General features: G+C 53.8%; 15 protein-coding genes. 8 read left to right on the forward strand and 7 right to left on the reverse strand.

Going from position 1 to position 19,254, the window contains the following annotated elements:
* Positions 1 to 95 precede the first annotated feature (95 nt).
* From lpdA to pdhR, 4 genes are all read right to left on the reverse strand, one after another.
* Positions 96 to 1,520: a dihydrolipoyl dehydrogenase gene (lpdA, locus tag WFP70_RS07050; RefSeq protein ID WP_034829692.1), complete on the reverse strand. Its 1,425-nt coding sequence runs from the start codon at positions 1,518 to 1,520 to the stop codon at positions 96 to 98.
* A gap of 175 nt (positions 1,521 to 1,695) precedes the next feature.
* A complete protein-coding gene (gene aceF, locus WFP70_RS07055) occupies positions 1,696 to 3,585 on the reverse strand; it encodes a pyruvate dehydrogenase complex dihydrolipoyllysine-residue acetyltransferase (protein WP_337023069.1) in 1,890 nt (629 codons plus the stop codon).
* A 14-nt stretch (positions 3,586 to 3,599) separates the two neighbouring features.
* Positions 3,600 to 6,266 (reverse strand): pyruvate dehydrogenase (acetyl-transferring), homodimeric type, encoded by a 2,667-nt coding sequence (gene aceE / locus WFP70_RS07060; RefSeq protein WP_034829620.1) that lies wholly within the window; start codon positions 6,264 to 6,266, stop codon positions 3,600 to 3,602.
* 128 nt (positions 6,267 to 6,394) lie between these two features.
* Positions 6,395 to 7,159: a pyruvate dehydrogenase complex transcriptional repressor PdhR gene (gene pdhR, locus WFP70_RS07065; RefSeq protein ID WP_034829622.1), complete on the reverse strand. Its 765-nt coding sequence runs from the start codon at positions 7,157 to 7,159 to the stop codon at positions 6,395 to 6,397.
* 513 nt (positions 7,160 to 7,672) lie between these two features.
* Between pdhR and aroP the strand changes: the two genes are divergently transcribed.
* The 3 genes from aroP to WFP70_RS07080 all read left to right on the forward strand — a co-directional run bounded on the left by aroP (position 7,673) and on the right by WFP70_RS07080 (position 11,547).
* Positions 7,673 to 9,028, forward strand: a complete 1,356-nt coding sequence (gene aroP, locus WFP70_RS07070; RefSeq protein WP_034829625.1) for an aromatic amino acid transporter AroP — start codon at positions 7,673 to 7,675, stop codon at positions 9,026 to 9,028.
* Between the two features lie 162 nt (positions 9,029 to 9,190).
* Positions 9,191 to 10,597, forward strand: coding sequence for an MFS transporter (locus tag WFP70_RS07075; RefSeq protein ID WP_337023070.1), 1,407 nt, complete (start codon positions 9,191 to 9,193; stop codon positions 10,595 to 10,597).
* Entirely contained in the window at positions 10,594 to 11,547 is a 954-nt protein-coding gene (locus WFP70_RS07080) for a glycoside hydrolase family 43 protein (protein WP_337023071.1), read from the forward strand. The genes WFP70_RS07075 and WFP70_RS07080 overlap by 4 nt, the downstream gene beginning before the upstream one ends.
* On the opposite strand, the gene ampE is transcribed toward WFP70_RS07080, so the two are convergent.
* Both ampE and ampD read right to left on the reverse strand, forming a co-directional pair.
* Complete coding sequence (gene ampE, locus WFP70_RS07085) at positions 11,529 to 12,383, reverse strand: beta-lactamase regulator AmpE (RefSeq protein ID WP_034829634.1); 855 nt, start codon at positions 12,381 to 12,383, stop codon at positions 11,529 to 11,531. The genes WFP70_RS07080 and ampE overlap by 19 nt on opposite strands.
* A 16-nt stretch (positions 12,384 to 12,399) precedes the next feature.
* Positions 12,400 to 12,951 (reverse strand): 1,6-anhydro-N-acetylmuramyl-L-alanine amidase AmpD, encoded by a 552-nt coding sequence (ampD, locus tag WFP70_RS07090; protein ID WP_045816802.1) that lies wholly within the window; start codon positions 12,949 to 12,951, stop codon positions 12,400 to 12,402.
* 181 nt (positions 12,952 to 13,132) lie between these two features.
* Between ampD and nadC the strand changes: the two genes are divergently transcribed.
* The 4 genes from nadC (at position 13,133) to hofC (ending at position 17,231) form a co-directional block, all read left to right on the forward strand.
* Positions 13,133 to 14,029 carry a carboxylating nicotinate-nucleotide diphosphorylase gene (gene nadC / locus WFP70_RS07095; RefSeq protein WP_337023072.1) on the forward strand — a complete coding sequence of 299 codons (897 nt, stop codon included), beginning with the start codon at positions 13,133 to 13,135 and terminating at the stop codon, positions 14,027 to 14,029.
* A gap of 178 nt (positions 14,030 to 14,207) precedes the next feature.
* A complete protein-coding gene (ppdD, locus tag WFP70_RS07100; protein ID WP_337023073.1) occupies positions 14,208 to 14,651 on the forward strand; it encodes a prepilin peptidase-dependent pilin in 444 nt (147 codons plus the stop codon).
* Entirely contained in the window at positions 14,651 to 16,039 is a 1,389-nt protein-coding gene (gene gspE / locus WFP70_RS07105; RefSeq protein WP_337023074.1) for a type II secretion system protein GspE, read from the forward strand. The genes ppdD and gspE overlap by 1 nt, the downstream gene beginning before the upstream one ends.
* Complete coding sequence (gene hofC, locus WFP70_RS07110; RefSeq protein ID WP_166934057.1) at positions 16,032 to 17,231, forward strand: protein transport protein HofC; 1,200 nt, start codon at positions 16,032 to 16,034, stop codon at positions 17,229 to 17,231. Before gspE ends, hofC begins: the two co-directional genes overlap by 8 nt.
* A 152-nt stretch (positions 17,232 to 17,383) precedes the next feature.
* Here hofC and WFP70_RS07115 read toward each other — a convergent pair whose 3' ends face one another.
* Positions 17,384 to 18,424 (reverse strand): GMP reductase, encoded by a 1,041-nt coding sequence (locus WFP70_RS07115; RefSeq protein ID WP_337023075.1) that lies wholly within the window; start codon positions 18,422 to 18,424, stop codon positions 17,384 to 17,386.
* Between the two features lie 219 nt (positions 18,425 to 18,643).
* Between WFP70_RS07115 and coaE the strand changes: the two genes are divergently transcribed.
* Positions 18,644 to 19,252, forward strand: coding sequence for a dephospho-CoA kinase (gene coaE / locus WFP70_RS07120; RefSeq protein WP_337023076.1), 609 nt, complete (start codon positions 18,644 to 18,646; stop codon positions 19,250 to 19,252).
* Positions 19,253 to 19,254 lie beyond the last annotated feature (2 nt).

Genomic DNA, 19,254 nt, shown 5'->3' on the forward strand with positions numbered 1-19,254 from the left:
TTAGCTCCAGCGCCTTATTTATCGATTCAATTTAATAGAACCCGTAATAAAAAACGGCTCCATTAAGGAGCCGTTTCTTTATTTAGCACGAAAAATTATTTCTTTTTCGCTTTCGCGTTTGGCAGGTCAGTGATACTACCTTCAAACACTTCTGCCGCCAGACCAACTGACTCATGCAAGGTTGGGTGCGCGTGAATGGTCAGTGCGATGTCTTCTGCATCACAGCCCATTTCGATCGCCAGACCGATTTCACCCAGCAGCTCGCCGCCGTTGGTGCCGACAATCGCGCCACCGATCACACGGTGAGTTTCTTTGTCGAAGATCAGTTTGGTCATACCGTCTGCACAATCAGAAGCGATTGCACGGCCAGAAGCAGCCCACGGGAAGGTGGAGACTTCGTAGCTGATGCCTTTCTCTTTCGCTTCTTTCTCGGTCAGACCTACCCAGGCAACTTCTGGCTCGGTATAGGCGATAGAAGGGATCACTTTCGGGTCGAAGTAGTGTTTCAGACCAGAAATCACTTCTGCCGCGACGTGGCCTTCGTGCACACCTTTGTGCGCCAGCATTGGCTGACCGACGATGTCGCCGATAGCAAAGATGTGTGGCACGTTGGTACGCAGCTGTTTGTCGACGCGGATGAACCCACGATCGTCCACTTCCACGCCCGCTTTACCCGCATCCAGGCCTTTACCGTTTGGCACACGGCCAATCGCCACCAGCACTGCGTCATAACGCTGCGCTTCAGCCGGGGCTTTTTTGCCTTCCATTGACACGTAGATACCATCGTCTTTCGCTTCAACAGCAGTGACTTTGGTTTCCAGCATCAGGTTGAATTTCTTGCTGATACGTTTGGTGAAGACCTTCACCACGTCTTTATCGGCAGCAGGGATAACCTGGTCGAACATCTCAACCACATCGATCTCTGAACCCAGCGCGTTATACACGGTGGCCATTTCCAGACCGATGATGCCGCCGCCCATAACCAGCAGACGCTTAGGCACTTCTTTCAGTTCCAGCGCATCTGTTGAATCCCACACGCGTGGATCGTTGTGTGGGATGAATGGCAGCTCAATCGGGCGCGAGCCTGCAGCGATAATCGCGTTGTCGAAGTTGATGGTGGTTGCGCCACCCTCACCTTCCACCACCAGGGTGTTAGCACCGGTGAATTTACCCAGACCGGTTACCACTTTCACTTTACGGCCTTTCGCCATACCGGCCAGACCGCCAGTCAGTTGGGTGATAACTTTTTCTTTCCAGGTACGGATCTTGTTGATGTCAGTTTGCGGCTGGCCAAACACGATACCGTGCTCTTCCAGTGCTTTGGCTTCTTCGATCACTTTCGCAACATGAAGCAGCGCTTTTGACGGGATACAGCCTACGTTCAGACAAACACCACCGAGGGTGCTGTAACGCTCAACGATTACGGTTTCCAGACCTAAATCAGCGCAACGGAAGGCTGCAGAGTAACCTGCAGGACCTGCCCCAAGTACCACGACTTGAGTTTTAATCTCTGTACTCATCATGACCTCTTATTAGATTGCCGGCGGCCAGACGTAGAGCCTATCCCAGGCTCTGCATGCCCTAAATCCACCGGGACATTTCACCGCAAGAGTTTACAGAATTGTTAATAAACTGCCAACCGCGGCAACTCCGAATGCTTACAACAAGGCCGGCATTTGCCGGCCTTGATTAACTTCACATCACCAGACGGCGAATGTCGGACAGTGTGTTGTTGATGATGGTGATAAAGCGCGCACCATCAGCACCGTCGATCACGCGGTGGTCGAAGGAGAGAGAGATTGGCATCATCAGACGCGGTTCAAACTCTTTGCCGTTCCACACCGGTTCCATCGCAGACTTAGACACACCGAGGATCGCCACTTCTGGCGCATTCACGATAGGTGCGAAGTGCGTGGTGCCCAGGCCACCAAGGCTGGAGATGGTGAAACAACCGCCCTGCATATCGCCAGCGGTCAGCTTGCCATCACGCGCTTTCTTAGAAATCGCCATCAGCTCACGCGACAGTTCAGTGATGCCTTTCTTGTTCACATCTTTGAACACTGGAACCACCAGACCGTTTGGCGTATCAACCGCCACACCGATGTTGATGTATTTCTTCAGCGTCAGGCGTTGTGCATCTTCAGACAGTGAACTGTTGAAACGCGGCATCTGCTCCAGCGCAGCGGCAACGGCTTTCATGATGAACACCACAGGGGTAAACTTCACATCCAGCTTACGTTTTTCCGCTTCGGCGTTCTGCTGTTTACGGAACGCTTCCAGATCGGTGATATCAGTCTTGTCAAAGTGCGTAACGTGCGGGATAACCACCCAGTTACGGCTCAGGTTCGCACCCGAGATCTTCTGGATACGCCCCAGTTCCACTTCTTCCACTTCACCAAACTTGCTGAAGTCCACTTTCGGCCAAGGCAGCAGACCCGGCAGGCTTCCGCCACTTGCCGCGGCAGCCGGAGCCGCTTCTGCGCGTTTCACTGCATCTTTCACGTAAGACTGTACGTCTTCTTTCAGGATGCGACCTTTACGGCCGGTGCCTTTGACTTTCGCCAGATTGACACCGAACTCGCGCGCCAGGCGACGAATCACCGGGGTAGCGTGGACGTAAGCGTCGTTTTCAGCAAACTCACCTTTCACGTCAGCTTTCGCCGCAGGTGCTGCAGCAGGTTTCGCTGCCGCTGGAGCCGGAGCCGCTTCCTGTTTCGCCGCAGGTGCCGCAGCAGCAGGCGCAGCGCCTTCTACTTCGAACACCATGATCAGTGAACCGGTGCTGACTTTATCGCCGGTAGACACTTTCAGCTCTTTAACCGTACCGGCGAATGGCGCAGGCACTTCCATTGACGCTTTGTCGCCTTCAACCACAATCAGTGACTGCTCAGCGGTGACTTTGTCGCCCACTTTGACCAGCACTTCAGTGACTTCAACTTCATCGCCGCCGATGTCTGGCACGTTGACGTCTTTCGCGCCACCCGCAGCAGCAGGGGCTGCAGCCGGAGCCGCTTCTTGTTTCGCCGCTGGGGCCGCAGCCGGTGCAGCACCTTCTGCTTCGAAGATCATGATCAGCGAGCCAGTATTCACTTTATCGCCAGTCGCGATTTTGATCTCTTTCACCACGCCCGCGAACGGTGCTGGCACTTCCATTGAAGCTTTGTCGCCTTCAACAGTAAGCAGAGATTGTTCAGCTTCAACTTTATCGCCCACTTTCACCAGAATCTCAGTGACTTCAACTTCATCACCGCCGATGTCTGGCACGTTGACCTCTTTGCTGACGGCCGCAGCCGCCGGAGCAGGAGCCGCTTCCGCTTTTTTCTCTTCTGCCGCTGGTGCAGCAGCCGCTGCGCCTTCTGCTTCAAAGATCATGATCAGCGAACCGGTATTCACTTTGTCACCGGTAGAGATTTTAATCTCTTTCACTACGCCAGCCTGTGGCGAAGGCACTTCCATCGAGGCTTTATCGCCTTCCACGGTGATCAGCGACTGTTCAACTTCAACGGTGTCGCCAACCTTGACCAAAATCTCGGTGACTTCAACTTCGTCTGACCCGATATCCGGTACGTTAATTTCGATAGCCATTACTCTCTTACCTCTTAAGCCAGACGCGGGTTAACTTTATCGGCATCGATGCTGAATTTGGTGATCGCTTCTGCCACCACTTTCTTATCGATTTCGCCGCGTTTAGCCAGCTCACCCAGCGCTGCAACCACAACATACGATGCATCCACTTCGAAGTGGTGACGCAGGTTTTCGCGGCTGTCTGAACGACCAAAGCCATCGGTACCCAGTACGCGATAATCGCTTGAAGGAACGTAGCTGCGAACCTGTTCTGCGAACAGCTTCATGTAGTCGGTTGAGGCAACAGCTGGCGCTTCGTTCATCACCTGAGCGATGTACGGTACGCGTGGGGCTTCGGTTGGGTGCAGCATGTTCCAGCGCTCACAATCCTGGCCATCACGAGCCAGTTCGGTGAACGAGGTGACGCTGTAAACATCAGAACCGATGCCATAGTCTTTCGCCAGGATCTGTGCCGCTTCACGCACGTGACGCAGGATAGAACCTGAACCCAGCAACTGCACTTTGCCTTTGCTACCGTCTACGGTTTCCAGCTTGTAGATACCCTTACGGATACCCTCTTCCGCACCCTGCGGCATCGCAGGCATGTGGTAGTTTTCGTTCAGCGTGGTGATGTAGTAGTAGATGTTTTCCTGCGCTTCGCCGTACATGCGTACCAGGCCATCTTGCATGATGACCGCCACTTCGTACGCGTAAGACGGATCGTAAGAGATACAGTTCGGAATAGTCAGCGACTGAATGTGGCTGTGACCATCTTCATGCTGCAGACCTTCACCGTTCAGCGTCGTACGACCTGAGGTACCGCCGACCAGGAAGCCGCGCGCCTGTTGGTCGCCCGCCAGCCACATCAGATCGCCGATACGCTGGAAACCGAACATCGAGTAATAGATGTAGAACGGAATCATCGGCAGGTTATTGGTGCTGTAAGAGGTCGCCGCCGCCAGCCAGGATGAACCTGCGCCCAGCTCGTTGATCCCTTCCTGCAGAATCTGGCCTTTCTCGTCTTCTTTATAGTAAGCAACCTGCTCACGGTCCTGCGGGGTGTACTGCTGGCCGTTCGGGCTGTAAATACCGATCTGACGGAACAGACCTTCCATACCGAAGGTACGCGCTTCATCCGCAAGGATTGGCACCAGACGATCTTTGATCGACTTGTTCTTCAGCATCACGTTAAGGGCACGTACAAACGCGATGGTGGTCGAGATCTCTTTGTTCTGCTCTTCCAGCAACGGTTTGAACTCTTCCAGCGTTGGCATCTCCAGCTTCTCGCTGAACTCTGCCTGACGGGTTGGCAGGTAGCCACCCAGCTTCTCACGCTGACCGTGCAGGTAGTTATATTCGTCAGAACCTTTCTCGAAGGTCACGTACGGCAGGCTTTCGATCTGATCGTCAGCCACTGGCACGTTGAAGCGATCACGGATGTAGCGAACGCCATCCATGTTCATCTTCTTCACCTGGTGCGCGATGTTTTTACCTTCCGCCGTGTCACCCATACCATAACCTTTGATGGTATGTGCCAGGATCAGGGTCGGCTGACCTTTGGTGTCCTGCGCTTTTTTCAGTGCTGCGTAGATTTTCTTCGGATCGTGACCACCACGGTTCAGGGCGAAGATCTCTTCGTCTGACCAGTCTTTCACCAGTGCAGCGGTCTCCGGGTATTTACCGAAGAAGTGCTCACGCACGTAGGCGCCATCACGGGATTTGAAGGTCTGGTAGTCACCATCAACGGTTTCGTTCATCAGCTGGATCAGTTTGCCGCTGGTGTCCTGCTTCAGCAGTTCATCCCAACGTGCGCCCCAGATCACTTTAATCACGTTCCAGCCAGCACCGGCAAAGATGCCTTCCAGCTCGTTGATGATTTTGCCATTACCGGTAACCGGGCCATCGAGGCGCTGCAGGTTACAGTTAATGATGAACACCAGGTTGTCCAGCTTCTCACGGGTGGCGATGGTGATCGCACCTTTAGATTCTGGCTCATCCATCTCGCCATCACCGAGGAAGGCGTAAACGGTCTGGTTAGACGTGTCTTTCAGGCCACGGTGTTCCAGATATTTCAGGAACTTCGCCTGATAGATCGCGTTCAATGGACCGAGGCCCATAGAAACGGTTGGGAACTGCCAGAAATCAGGCATCAGTTTCGGGTGCGGGTAAGAAGACAGACCTTTACCGTGCACTTCCTGACGGAAGTTATTCATCTGCTCTTCAGTCAGACGGCCTTCAAGGAAAGCACGTGAGTAGATGCCTGGAGAAATATGACCCTGGAAGTAAACCAGATCGCCGCCGTCTTTATCACTGCGCGCACGGAAGAAGTGGTTGAAGCACACTTCATAAATGGTGGCAGAAGACTGGAAAGATGAGAGGTGACCACCCAGCTCCAGATCTTTCTTCGATGCACGCAGGACCGACATAATGGCGTTCCAGCGAATTGCGGAACGGATACGACGTTCAAGAGAGGTGTTGCCCGGATAGTCCGGTTCATCTTCAACAGCAATAGAGTTGATGTAGTTACTGATAGCCGACGCACCGCCAGCCACTTTCACGCCACCTTTGCGTGCTGCGTTCAATACCTGATCAAGCAGATACTGCGCGCGCTCAACACCTTCTTCACGGATGACCGATTCGATCGCCTGTAGCCAGTCACGAGTTTCGATCGGATCCACGTCATTCTGTAAACGTTCTGACATGGGGTGTGTTCCTTATCTGTGTCTAATACGTTGAATTATCAGGAGCCTGTCTGCTTGTGCTTTGCTTCTGGTTCACAGCACAAGTAAGACAGGCCCGTCGTTTATGTCCGCACGTTCGTTGCCGTGCGTTATTCCTTACGTTGCTGTAAACGACGCAGGGAGCGTTCACGACGGCTCTGCTCCCGACTTCTATCCAGCAAGATTTCCTCAATAAACGCCAGGTGACGATGGGATGCCTCGCGTGCTTGTTCTGGCTCACGAGCCACAATCGCCTCAAAGATACTGGCGCGGTGACCGCTCACTTTCGCCAGCATTTCCCGGCGAGCGTAAAGCAATTCGAAATTCTGACGGACGTTTTGTTCCAGCATAGGGCCCATGGAACGCAGCAAGTGTAAAAGCACCACATTATGGGCGGCTTCTGTGACAGCGATCTGATACTTCATCACTGCATCTGCTTCGGCATCCAGATCGCCGCTGTCCTGCGCCTGTTGGATGTGAACATGGCAGTCGCGAATACGCTGCAAGTCTTCATCCGTGCCACGTAGCGCCGCATAATAGGCAGCAACACCTTCCAGCGCGTGACGGGTTTCCAGCAGGTCAAACTGGGATTCTGGATGTTCGGCAAGCAGGCTGACTAAAGGATCGCTCATGCTTTGCCAGAGATTTGTTTGCACGAAGGTACCACCGCCCTGACGGCGTAGCAGCAGGCCTTTGGCTTCCAGGCTCTGAATCGCTTCGCGCAGGGATGGACGTGAGACATCAAACTGTTTCGCCAGTTCGCGCTCGGGGAGAAGCTTTTCACCTGGCTGGAGCGTCCCTTCCATAATGAGAGACTCCAACTGTTGCTCGATCGCATCGGAGAGCTTGGGTTGGCGAATTTTACTGTAAGCCATCTTCCCTTCTTATTGTGAAAACGTCCGGAGTAAATTGGTAATACCAATTGAAAAATGGTGCCCGTAAAGTAACAAAGTATTCACCTTGTGTCTATATGGCAGGCATCACACTTCCGGGGTATATCGCTGTTACAGCGCGCTAACTTACCGTGATAAAGGCATATATTTGCTCCGTAAGTGAATTGTTAACAGATTTCACTTTTACCAAACCTTACACTGAGTTAGCCCTAAGCCTTACAGGCAACCATAAGGGAAAGCTATTCGTGTTTATTGATTTTTCATGTCAGAAATAGCGCGAGCGACACCCAGTGGATAGTGCTGCTTTTTCAGCCATCTCTCAGCACAAAAAGCAAAAGCAGGTGCAAAGCGGCGCGCTTATCACTATTCTGGTCGCCATGGTAGTTTCAGCATGCACACAGCACGCCAAATACCGTAAAGAAAAGAATACATTGCGTAAAACAGCCTTACAGTGCGCGCACTGCAGGTGCACAATAACAACATCACGAGGTTTGTATGGAACAACAGCATGGCGAATCGCTGCACCGCGGCCTGAAAAATCGCCATATTCAGCTGATTGCGCTGGGCGGTGCCGTGGGTACTGGCCTGTTTCTGGGCAGCGCATCAGTGATTAAATCGGCCGGTCCGGCCGTGATTCTCGGTTATGCGATTGCAGGATTTATTGCCTTTCTGATTATGCGCCAGTTAGGTGAAATGGTCGTGGAAGAGCCGGTTGCCGGCAGCTTCAGCCACTTCGCCTATAAGTACTGGGGCAACTTTGCCGGTTTCGCCTCTGGCTGGAACTACTGGGTGCTGTATGTCCTGGTTGCCATGGCTGAACTGAGTGCCGTCGGTAAATACATCCAATTCTGGTATCCCGAATTCCCGACCTGGGCCAGTGCGGCGATCTTCTTCGTCGTCATCAACGCCATTAACCTGACCAACGTAAAAGTGTTTGGGGAAATGGAATTCTGGTTCGCGATCATCAAAGTCGTCGCGGTTATCGGCATGATCCTGTTCGGCGGCTGGCTGCTGTTCAGCGGCAACGCCGGTCCGCAGGCCAGCGTCACTAACCTGTGGAGCCAGGGTGGATTCCTGCCACACGGTATGACCGGCCTGGTCATGATGATGGCGATCATTATGTTCTCGTTTGGTGGTCTTGAGCTGGTGGGTATCACGGCGGCTGAGGCTGACAATCCGCAAGAGAGCATCCCGAAAGCCACTAACCAGGTACTGTGGCGTATCCTGATTTTCTATATTGGTTCACTGGCAGTGTTACTGTCATTGCTGCCATGGACGCGCGTCACCGAAGAGACCAGCCCGTTTGTGTTGATCTTCCACGAATTGGGTGATGCCTTCGTCGCCAACGCGTTGAATGTGGTGATCCTGACGGCGGCGCTGTCGGTCTACAACAGCTGCGTGTATTGCAACAGCCGTATGCTGTTCGGCTTAGCGCAGCAGGGTAATGCACCTAAAGCGCTGCTCAATGTTGATAAACGCGGCGTGCCAGTGGCAACCATTTTGGTCTCTGCAGTAGCCACAGCGCTGTGCGTCCTGATCAACTACCTGATGCCGGGCGAAGCCTTTGGCCTGCTGATGTCACTGGTGGTCTCTGCGCTGGTGATCAACTGGGCGATGATCAGCCTCGCGCACATGAAATTCCGTAAGAAGAAAGACCAGCAGGGTGTGACCACGCGCTTTAAAGCCGTGCTCTATCCGTTTGGTAACTGGCTCTGCCTCGCGTTCATGGCGGCCGTACTGGTCATCATGGCGATGACGCCGGGTATGGCGATTTCTGTGTGGCTGATTCCTGTCTGGATCATTATCCTGGCAGTGGGTTACACCATCAAAAATAAAGTGCAAAAAGCCTAATGTATGCTCTTGCCCGGCGCGTCAGCGCCGGGCAACATTCCTGATCTGCCTCACACTTTTCTGCGCCCACCTGTTTTGTCCATCTACGTGACCAATTGTTCCCCAGCAGGTTACTGATTTAACGCTGATAATTTCGTCTCACCTTTTCGCGGGAGACGAACAATGAAAGGCGCAGCGCTCTCATTCAGAGAGAAACTGGGATATGGCATGGGCGATGCCGGATGTAATATGATCGGCGGTGCGATCATGCTTTTCCTTAACTATTTCTACACCGATGTGTTTGGCCTCGCACCCGCGCTGGTCGGTACACTGCTATTTTCTGTTCGCGTGCTGGATGCCGTCACCGATCCCATTATGGGCGCCATCGCCGATCGTACCCAAAGCCGCTGGGGGCGTTTTCGCCCGTGGCTACTGTGGGTTTCCGTCCCCTATGTGCTGTTCAGCGTGCTGATGTTCACCACGCCAGACTGGAGCTATGACAACAAAGTTATCTGGGCCTTTGTCACCTACTTCCTGATGTCGCTCACCTACACCGCCATCAATATTCCTTACTGCTCGTTGGGCGGTGTGATCACCAACGATCCCGGTGAACGCGTCTCCTGCCAATCTTACCGCTTTGTGATGGTGGGCGTGGCGACACTGATCCTGTCGCTCTCTCTGCTGCCGATGGCCGAGTGGTTTGGCGGTGACAACAAAGCACGCGGATACCAAATGGCGATGAGCGTGCTGGCACTGATTGGCCTGGCGATGTTCCTGTTCTGTTTTGCCACGGTTCGCGAACGTATCCGTCCAGCCGCGCCCAGTAATGATGATTTGAAGAAAGATCTGCGTGACGTCTGGAAGAACGATCAATGGGTGCGCATTCTCCTGCTCACCTTCTGCAATGTTTGTCCTGGCTTTATCCGCATGGCCGCCACCATGTATTACGTTACCTGGGTAATGGGGCAATCCACGCATTTTGCCACGCTGTTTATTAGCCTGGGTGTGATTGGCATGATGTTCGGCAGTACGCTGGCAAAAATCCTCACCGACCGCTGGTGCAAGCTGAAGGTGTTTTTCTGGACCAATATCGCGCTGGCACTCTTCTCATGCGGTTTCTATTGGATTGATCCTCATGCGACTGTGGCGGTTGTCGTCGCCTACTTCCTGCTGAATATCCTGCATCAAATCCCGTCACCGCTGCATTGGTCGCTGATGGCGGATGTCGATGATTATGGTGAATGGAAAACGGGGAAACGCATCACCGGCATGAGCTTCTCCGGTAACCTGTTCTTCCTCAAAGTGGGTCTGGCGGTGGCCGGTGCGATGGTTGGTTTCCTGCTGTCTATTTATGGCTATGACGCGGGTGCAAAGCAGCAGGCTCCCAACGCCATCAACGGCATCATGCTGCTGTTTACTGTGATTCCCGGTGTTGGCTATCTGATCACCGCCGGTGTAGTGCGCTTGCTGAAGGTGGATCGCAAACTCATGCGCATCATTCAGGATGATCTTGCGCTACGCCGTGCCAATGCACGTGAATTATCCCCTGCCTCCCTGACTGTCACCCCGCAACCTGGAGAGATCAAATGAGCTGGCCAAATCCCTTTATTACCCAACGCGCCGATCCATTTATCCTGCGTCATGGCGAAGGCTACTACTTCGTGGCATCGGTGCCAGAGTATAACCGACTCGAAATTCGTCACGCCGACACGCTGAACGGCCTGATTGAGGCGGAAGCGGTGACGGTGTGGCGTAAACCCGAAACCGGACCATTCAGTGCGTTGATTTGGGCACCTGAACTGCATCACATCAATGGACAATGGGTGATTTACTTTGCTGCTGCCCCAACGCGCGACATCAAAGATGGCCTGTTTCAGCATCGCATGTATGCGCTGGTGTGTGATGACAGCGATCCGCTTTCCGGCCACTGGCAACCTGTTCGCCGAGTGTTTACCCCAATCGACTCTTTCTCGCTTGATGCGACGCATTTCGTGCATCAGGGCAAAAACTGGTATCTGTGGGCACAGAAGGATCCCGCTATTCCGGGTAATTCCAATCTCTATCTCGCGGAATTGCTTAATCCCTGGACGCTGAAAAGCGCACCGGTGATGCTCAGCCGGCCGGAGTATGAGTGGGAGTGCGCAGGCTTTAGCGTCAATGAGGGCCCAGCAGTTATTCATCACGGCGATCGGCTGTTTGTCACCTATTCCGCCAGCGCAACTGATGAGAATTACTGCCTGGGAATGCTCAGCATCGACATAATGGCCGATCCGCTCGACAGCACTGCCTGGCAGAAATCTGCGCGTCCAGTCTTCACCACCAGCTGGGAAAATCAGCAGTATGGGCCGGGGCATAACAGCTTTACGCGGGACGAAAACGGCAGGGACGTGCTGGTGTATCACGCGCGGAATTACACGGAAATTGAAGGCGACCCGTTATGGGATCCGAACCGCCATACACGACTGAAGTACATTGAATGGCGCGAAGACGGCACACCAGATTTCGGTGTACCGCCTGCCGATCACACCAGCGTGCCGTAAATGGTCAGCAACGCGACCACAACCACCAGCACTAACGATATCCGCTTCGCCAGCGCCACGGCCACCCGTGGCGTTTCCACTTTATCCATATGCGGATCGCGCGCCAGCGAGAATTGCGCCAGACTGGTCAGCACCTGATATTGCGAACGATGCCGATCGCTTAGCGAGGCAAACCACGCAGGCAATGCCCGCTCACCGTGGCCTAACAGCGCATAAGCCACACCTGCCAGTCGCACCGGGATCCAGTCCAGCACGTGCAGTATGCTGTCTACACCTGACTGCGCGCGCTCCAGTGGAGAATGGTGTTTTGCCAGCCAACTTTGCCAGGCACGCAAGAAGGCATAACCCACCAGCAGCACCGGTCCGTAAGGGCCACCGACCACAAACCAGAACAGTGGCGCGAGGTAAAAGCGGAAGTTAATCCAAATCAGCGCATTTTGTAGCTCACGTAAAAACTCACGCTCACTGCACTCAACGGGTACACCATGAATCAGTGTCAGTTCCGCTGCCATGGCCTGATGCGCCGCTTCATCATCGTGGCTGGCGGCTTTCAGGTAGCGATGATAGTGCAGACGCACAGAACCTGCGCCGATACACAGCAAGCCCACCACAATCCAGAATGCCAGTTGTGCCACGCCAAACAGAATGCCTTTCAGACTCCACACCAACAGCCAGACGATCAGCATCGCGATGAGGGTCATCACCAACGTGCGCAGCAGTGAAAATCGCTGGCGTCCGCGAAACAGCGGCTCCAGACGATGATCCAGTTGCCAATGCTCACCCAATTTAAACAGGCGTTCCCAACCTAACACTAATAACAAGCTAAACAACGTCATACCTGCTCCTGCTGTTTCAGGGATTCTCCTGCCTGATAGACTCTTTATAGCGTATCCAGTCAAATGCGGGGCCTGGATCGGTTTTGCGCTGTGGCGCGATATCGCTGTGTCCGGTAATGCGTTCCAGCGTCAGCGGATAGTGCTTAAGCAATAAGGCCGTGACCTTTTTTAAGGTCTTATACTGCGCGTCGGTATACGGCAACGTATCTGTGCCTTCCAGCTCAATGCCCATCGAGAAATCATTACAGTTTTCTCGCCCGGCAAATTGCGACACACCGGCATGCCATGCACGCTGATCAAACGAAACATACTGCACCAACTCACCATCACGACGAATCAGGCAGTGCGCCGCCACGCGCAGCTGCGCGATATCGGCAAAATAGGGGTGAGCATCCGGCGGCAAGGTCCCGGTAAACAGTTGATCAATCCATGGGCCACCAAATTCACCCGGCGGCAAACTGATATTATGAATAATCAGCAACGAGGGAATTTCATTTTCCGGTCGTTGGTTAAAGTGCGGCGAGGGCACTTTGCGCGCGCTGGTAATCCAGCCATCTTCCAGTTTCATGTTCTAAATCCCAGGCAAAATCAGGCTGAGAATAACATGTTTCCCCTTTTCGGCTTGTGACTTAATGCGAATGGCGAACAGTGTTAAGGATACTAAACATTTCAGCTATCACGACTGGCAATAGGTTATAAATCAGGCTAAGGTGAGCGCAGTTAAATCCGATTAATGGAGTGGCATAAGCATGGCATCGCGTCGTTACGATCCCGATCATCGTCGTCAGGAACTGATTAAGCGTATTGAGCAGGACATCCCCGAAGCCGTTGCGCGCGCACTTCGGGAGGATTTAGGTGGTGAGGTGGATGCTGACCGTGACATCACCGCCCTGCTCTTACCGGAAGATAAACAGGCCGAAGCACAGATCATCACGCGTGAAGCCGGTGTTTTTTGTGGTAAACGCTGGGTGCAGGAAGTGTTTATCCAGCTTGGCAATAAAGTCACGATTGTCTGGCATGTTGAAGAGGGTCAAAATGTCGCAGCTGACCAGTTGCTATTCGAGTTAAAAGGTCCGGCCCGGCTGCTGTTAACCGCTGAACGAACTGCATTAAATTTCGTCCAAACCCTTTCCGGCGTGGCCACGGAAGTGAGTCGTTATGTCGACTTGCTCTACGGCAGCGAAACGCAATTGCTGGATACGCGCAAAACCTTGCCTGGCCTACGCACAGCGCTGAAATATGCCGTATTGTGTGGCGGCGGCAGTAACCATCGGCTGGGTCTTTCCGATGCCTTCCTGATCAAAGAAAACCATATTATTGCCAGCGGTTCGGTACGCAAAGCCGTTGAGAAAGCGCTGTGGCTGGCTCCCGATGTGCCGGTTGAAGTAGAGGTAGAGAGCATGCAGGAACTGCAGGATGCGATTGATGCCGGTGCCGACATTATCATGCTAGATAACTTTAGCTTCGAGATGATGCATGAAGCCGTCCTTCTCACCGACAAACGTGCCCTGCTGGAAGTCTCTGGTAACGTCACGGAAGCAACACTGCCGCAGATAGCTAAAACGGGCGTCGACTTCGTTTCGGTGGGCGCTTTGACCAAGCATGTGCGCGCCATGGATCTCTCCATGCGTTTTCGCGAACACTAATTTCTCTCCTCTTACCGCCGCATGTCCGCGGCGGTTTGTGAGTTATCTTCCTGTTTACTGATACTTCTTCTGCAAACGCGGCGATTCATTACATTCTGCCTTCCAGCGTTAAACCGTCTCACTATCGCTTTCAAACGCCGTTTTCTACCTTAGCCGCTCCACAACAAGGAGCTGAATAATGGATAGACAACAAGGTTTTACCCTCATCGAATTGATGATAGTGATTGGCATTGTGGCCATTCTTAGTGCTATTGGCCTGCCCAGCTACCAAAATTATCTACAACGCGCCGCGCTGACTGACATGCTGCAAACCATGGTGCCTTATAAAACCGCCGTGGAACTCTGCGCAATTGAACGTGGCGGCCCCACTCAATGCCAGGCGGGTACGGGCGGGATTCCTGCTGCCAAAGGCTCGCGCTATGTGGCCTCGCTCAGCGTCGTGAATGGCGCCATCACCTTAACGGGTCAGGAGAGTCTTACCGGGTTGAGTGTAGAAATGACACCTATCTGGAACACCACGGAAGGCACGCTGGACTGGCAACGCAGTTGCACCAGCACCAATGCCAGTCTGCGCGACAGCTGTCTTGAACAGTTCCGCTTCACCGATAAGGACACTCACTGATGGCAAAGCCCAATACCCCGATCCAGACCTTATGCGCACGTTACCAGGCGGTGATGCTTCAGCATGACGCCACATCACTGCGCGTCGCAGTAGCCGAGACGCCCGATCCGCTGCTGCTGGAAGCCCTGCAATTCGCCAGTCAGTGCAAAGTGGAAGTCGAGTGCTGGCCAGCGGCACGACTGGAGCAACTCCTGCACAACCCTGATGACTCGGCGACGTTGCACGAACCGGCCGCTACCGAAACAGCGATTAATGCCGTTGAACAGATTTTGCGCCAGGCAATCCAACGCCGTGCTTCTGACGTGCATTTTGAACCTCAGCAGCAGGGGTTACGCGTCCGATTACGTATTGATGGCGTCTTGCACAAACTGTCACATTTGCCAGATGCACCTACGGCTGCGGTGCTTGCCAGACTGAAAATCCTCGGCGGGCTGGATATCGCCGAGCGTCGCTTGCCACAAGATGGGCAATTCACACTGAACCTTGACGATCAACAGGCCGCATTTCGCCTTTCTACTTTACCCATTAGTCACGGTGAGAAAGCCGTGGTGAGACTGCTGCAAAGTGAAAACAGCGCGATCGCATTGGATAAACTCGGCATGCCGGTTACCCAACTCCGGTTACTGAAGCACGCGCTGGCTAAACCTCAGGGACTGATACTGGTCACCGGGCCTACCGGCAGCGGTAAAACCTTCACTCTCTACAGCGGATTAAGCGCTCTGAATGTGCCGGATAAAAATGTCTGCAGTGTAGAGGATCCCGTTGAAATTCCATTAGAGGGCATTAACCAGACGCAAATCCAACCGCGTAGCGGGCTCGATTTTAACCGTGTACTGCGGGCTCTGCTGCGACAGGATCCGGATGTGATTATGGTGGGCGAAATCCGCGATGCCGAAACGGCCAGCATTGCCGTTAAAGCGGCGCAGACCGGACATCTGGTGCTATCAACATTGCACACCAATTCGACGGCGGAAACGCTCACGCGTCTGCGACAGATGGATATTCCAGGTTACCTGCTCGGCCCGGCATTACAGTTAGTCATCGCGCAGCGTCTGGTACGACGGCTCTGCGAGCACTGCCGCCAGCCAGCACAAGCCCTGGCACATCTGCCACACAGCATTTGGCCTGGCACCTTACAAACCTGGCGTGCCCCAGGCTGTGACCACTGCTTCTCGGGCTATTACGGACGCCTGGCGTTATTTGAGGTGCTGCCGATGAGTAGCAAGTTACAGAACGCGATTTCAGCCGATATGCCGCTGGAGCACATCATCTCACTGGCCAATGAAGGCGGGATGAAAACCCTGCTCGCCGCCGGGTTGGAGGCGGTGAGTCGCGGTGACACCTCCTTTGAAGAAGTTCAGCGGGTTGTGGGATTGGAGGATGGCTAATCTCTACCATTATCGCTGGCAGGCGTTGGACACGCTGGGCGCGTTACGGCAAGGAACCTCATTAGTTGCCAGTCAGGAAGTGCTCCTGCAGCAACTCTCAGATCGCGGTATGCTGCCGGTTAGCTGGCAGCGTGGGCAATGCTGGCGCACGCGTGACTGGAAGTGGCAGCACAAAATTGACCTTGTTCGCCAGTTGGCGACCTTGCTCAAGGCAGGATTGCCGCTGGCGGAGAGTCTGACGTTGCTGGCTGAGGGGCACCCGCATGCTGGCTGGCGCGAACTGCTTAATGAATTGCAACGTCGGGTAATGGCCGGAGAGGCATTTTCATCTGCACTTCGCGCCTGGCCGCAGATCTTCCCCGCGCTGTTTCCGGCATTAATGGAAGTGGGTGAACTCACCGGTCAGCTTGATGAATGCTGTCGCCAGCTGGCGTTACAGCAAAGCAAGCAACAGCACTTGAGACAGAAAGTGGTTAAAGCTCTGCGCTATCCATTGTTTATCTTGCTGGTGGCGCTGGCGGTGAGTGCGGGCATGTTGCTGTTTGTGCTGCCCGAATTTGTCTCCGTGTATGCCAGTTTTGATGCCCCCCTTCCCGCCTTTACCGCCGCCGTGATGAGTCTGTCAGCATTTTTACAACAGGCAGCGCTCCCCCTGGCGATAACGATAATGTGCTTATTGTTCGGCGCAAGGTGGGTTTACCGTGGTTCTGTGCACTGGCAAATACGTGTTCATCGCTGGCTATTGCGTCTGCCGTTGCTTTCAACACTCTGGCGCGGTGGTCAGCTCAGCCAGATTTACGCCATCCTGCAATTAACGCAGCAGGCTGGACTCACGTTATTACAAAGTCTGCAAGCCGTTGAGGTCACGCTGGGATCGCCACTGTGGCGTGAAGCGATTATCGCGTTACAGCGGCATATCGCTGGCGGCTTACCACTGCATCAGGCGATGCAGCATCATCTGCTTTTCACCGCGCTCTGTGCACAACTAATCCGTGTCGGTGAGGAAGCGGGGGCGCTGGATGTCATGCTGGCACGATTAGCGGAGTGGCATGAAGCACAAACGCTGATGCGGGCTGATGCACTGGCGGCTTCGCTCGAACCCTTGATGATGATCGTGATCGGTGGAATTGTCGGGACGTTAGTGATTGCTATGTATCTGCCGGTATTTGGCTTAGGGGATGCGATTCGTTGACAGATACGCGCGGTGCGCATCTGTCTGCAACCTTCAACCTTCAACCTTCAACCTTCAACCTTCAACCTTCAACCTTCAACCTTCAACCACCGATAATCGACCATCAGCCATCAGCCATCAGCCATCAGCCATCAGCCATCAGCCATCAGCCATCAGCGCGTGAATACCCGATTTTCCTGTTCCGCCACACGAATAAACGTGGTGCGCTTTGTCAGTTCTTTAAGGCGTGCTGCACCCACGTAGGTGCAGGCCGAACGCAGTCCGCCGAGGATATCCTTCACGGTGTCCTCCACCGGGCCACGCAGCGGCAGGCGAACGGTTTTCCCTTCTGCTGCACGATACTGGGCGACCCCACCGACATGGCGTTTCATCGCGGATTCTGAGCTCATACCATAGAACAACATAAACTGCTCGCCCTGCTCTTCGACAACGTTCCCCTCGCACTCATCGTGCGCCGCCAGCATGCCGCCGAGCATGACAAAATCTGCCCCACCACCGAAAGCTTTCGCGATATCCCCCGGCACTGAACAACCGCCATCGCTGACAATCTGGCCGCCAAGGCCGTGCGCCGCATCGGCACACTCAATCACCGCAGACAGTTGCGGGTAACCGACGCCGGTTTTTACACGCGTGGTGCAGACAGAACCGGGGCCAATGCCGACTTTGACGATATCCGCGCCAGAGAGAATCAACTCCTCGACCATCTCACCGGTGACCACATTACCCGCACAGATGGTTTTGCCTGGGAAACTTTCACGCACTCGCTGCAGGAACTCAACAAAGTGCTCGGAGTAACCGTTGGCAACATCAATGCAGATGAAATTGAGCTGTGGCGATAGGGCGAGAATCGCGGTGAGTTTACTGAAATCGGCTTCGGAGGTTCCGGATGACACCATCACATGCCCGAGCACTGCGGCCGGTACGCGCTGGATAAATGCCTGCCAGTCTTCCACGCTGTAGTGTTTATGCACTGCCGTCAGAACATTGAAGCCCGCCAGCGCTTCGGCCATGGTGAATGTGCCCACGGTGTCCATATTGGCGGCAATCACCGGAACGCCGGTCCAGTTCAGACCTGAATGCTTGAAAGTGTAGGTGCGTTCGAGTTCAACCTCAGAACGGCTTTTCAGGGTGGAGCGTTTGGGGCGAATCAAAACATCTTTAAAGCCCAGTTTTAAATCTTCTTCAATACGCATAGCTGAGTGTCCTGGTTAGTGACGACGAACCGCAGTTCGGGTAGCGCTCACGGCTCCAGTGTCGTTATCATACGCGCCATTCGTTCCGCGACAAGACTGCGAATTTCACTTTATTTAAGCTACAATCCCTTAAATTTAGCTGAGAAAATTGATTGTGATCATGCTCTCATCTTATTGCGGCTGATGGTCGCCCAATGAAGACAATTTTGAGAGAACGCTATGCCTTTTACCGTTGCGCTCACCGGAGGAATTGGCAGTGGTAAAAGCACCATTGCCAACGCTTTCACCGCGCTAGGCGTTGATATTATTGATGCTGATGTGATTGCGCGAGAAGTGGTTGAACCTGGTTCACCCGCCCTGCAGGCGATCGTTAAACGCCATGGTGAGTCTATATTGACCGCCGAAGGAGCGTTGTATCGGGCACGGCTGCGCGAGATTATTTTTCAGCAGCCGAAAGAAAAAAACTGGCTAAATCAGCTGCTTCATCCTCTTATTAATGCCCGTACACAGCAGCTAAAATTATTGGCAACGTCACCCTATGTGTTATGGGTGGTGCCGCTATTGGTTGAAAACGGGTTACAGCATCAGGCTGACCGGGTTCTGGTGGTTGATGTGGATGAAGCTACGCAGTTGCGGCGTACTCAGCAGCGTGATGGCATCACACTTAGCCAGGCAAAAAATATTCTTGCCGCACAGGCCAGCCGCGAGCAGCGTCTGGCCTCTGCGGATGACATCATCGATAACAGTGGTACGCCCGAGCAGGCGTTGCCGCGCGTTGCTGAACTTCACCAGCGTTATTTACGCCTGGCAGCAACCGGACAGGATTAACA

Origin of the sequence: Pantoea sp. USMM079 (assembly GCF_037153115.1) — a bacterium.
Lineage (GTDB): Bacteria > Pseudomonadota > Gammaproteobacteria > Enterobacterales > Enterobacteriaceae > Pantoea > Pantoea communis.

Coding starts and splice junctions, on each gene's coding strand:
- ampD (WP_045816802.1), bottom strand. CDS start 12,951: ATGAAACTGGAAGATGGCTGGATTACCAGCGCGCGCAAAGTGCCCTCG.
- gspE (WP_337023074.1), top strand. CDS start 14,651: ATGGCAAAGCCCAATACCCCGATCCAGACCTTATGCGCACGTTACCAG.
- hofC (WP_166934057.1), top strand. CDS start 16,032: ATGGCTAATCTCTACCATTATCGCTGGCAGGCGTTGGACACGCTGGGC.
- lpdA (WP_034829692.1), bottom strand. CDS start 1,520: ATGAGTACAGAGATTAAAACTCAAGTCGTGGTACTTGGGGCAGGTCCT.
- aceF (WP_337023069.1), bottom strand. CDS start 3,585: ATGGCTATCGAAATTAACGTACCGGATATCGGGTCAGACGAAGTTGAA.
- pdhR (WP_034829622.1), bottom strand. CDS start 7,159: ATGGCTTACAGTAAAATTCGCCAACCCAAGCTCTCCGATGCGATCGAG.
- WFP70_RS07075 (WP_337023070.1), top strand. CDS start 9,191: ATGAAAGGCGCAGCGCTCTCATTCAGAGAGAAACTGGGATATGGCATG.
- WFP70_RS07115 (WP_337023075.1), bottom strand. CDS start 18,424: ATGCGTATTGAAGAAGATTTAAAACTGGGCTTTAAAGATGTTTTGATT.
- ampE (WP_034829634.1), bottom strand. CDS start 12,383: ATGACGTTGTTTAGCTTGTTATTAGTGTTAGGTTGGGAACGCCTGTTT.
- WFP70_RS07080 (WP_337023071.1), top strand. CDS start 10,594: ATGAGCTGGCCAAATCCCTTTATTACCCAACGCGCCGATCCATTTATC.
- aceE (WP_034829620.1), bottom strand. CDS start 6,266: ATGTCAGAACGTTTACAGAATGACGTGGATCCGATCGAAACTCGTGAC.
- ppdD (WP_337023073.1), top strand. CDS start 14,208: ATGGATAGACAACAAGGTTTTACCCTCATCGAATTGATGATAGTGATT.
- aroP (WP_034829625.1), top strand. CDS start 7,673: ATGGAACAACAGCATGGCGAATCGCTGCACCGCGGCCTGAAAAATCGC.
- coaE (WP_337023076.1), top strand. CDS start 18,644: ATGCCTTTTACCGTTGCGCTCACCGGAGGAATTGGCAGTGGTAAAAGC.
- nadC (WP_337023072.1), top strand. CDS start 13,133: ATGGCATCGCGTCGTTACGATCCCGATCATCGTCGTCAGGAACTGATT.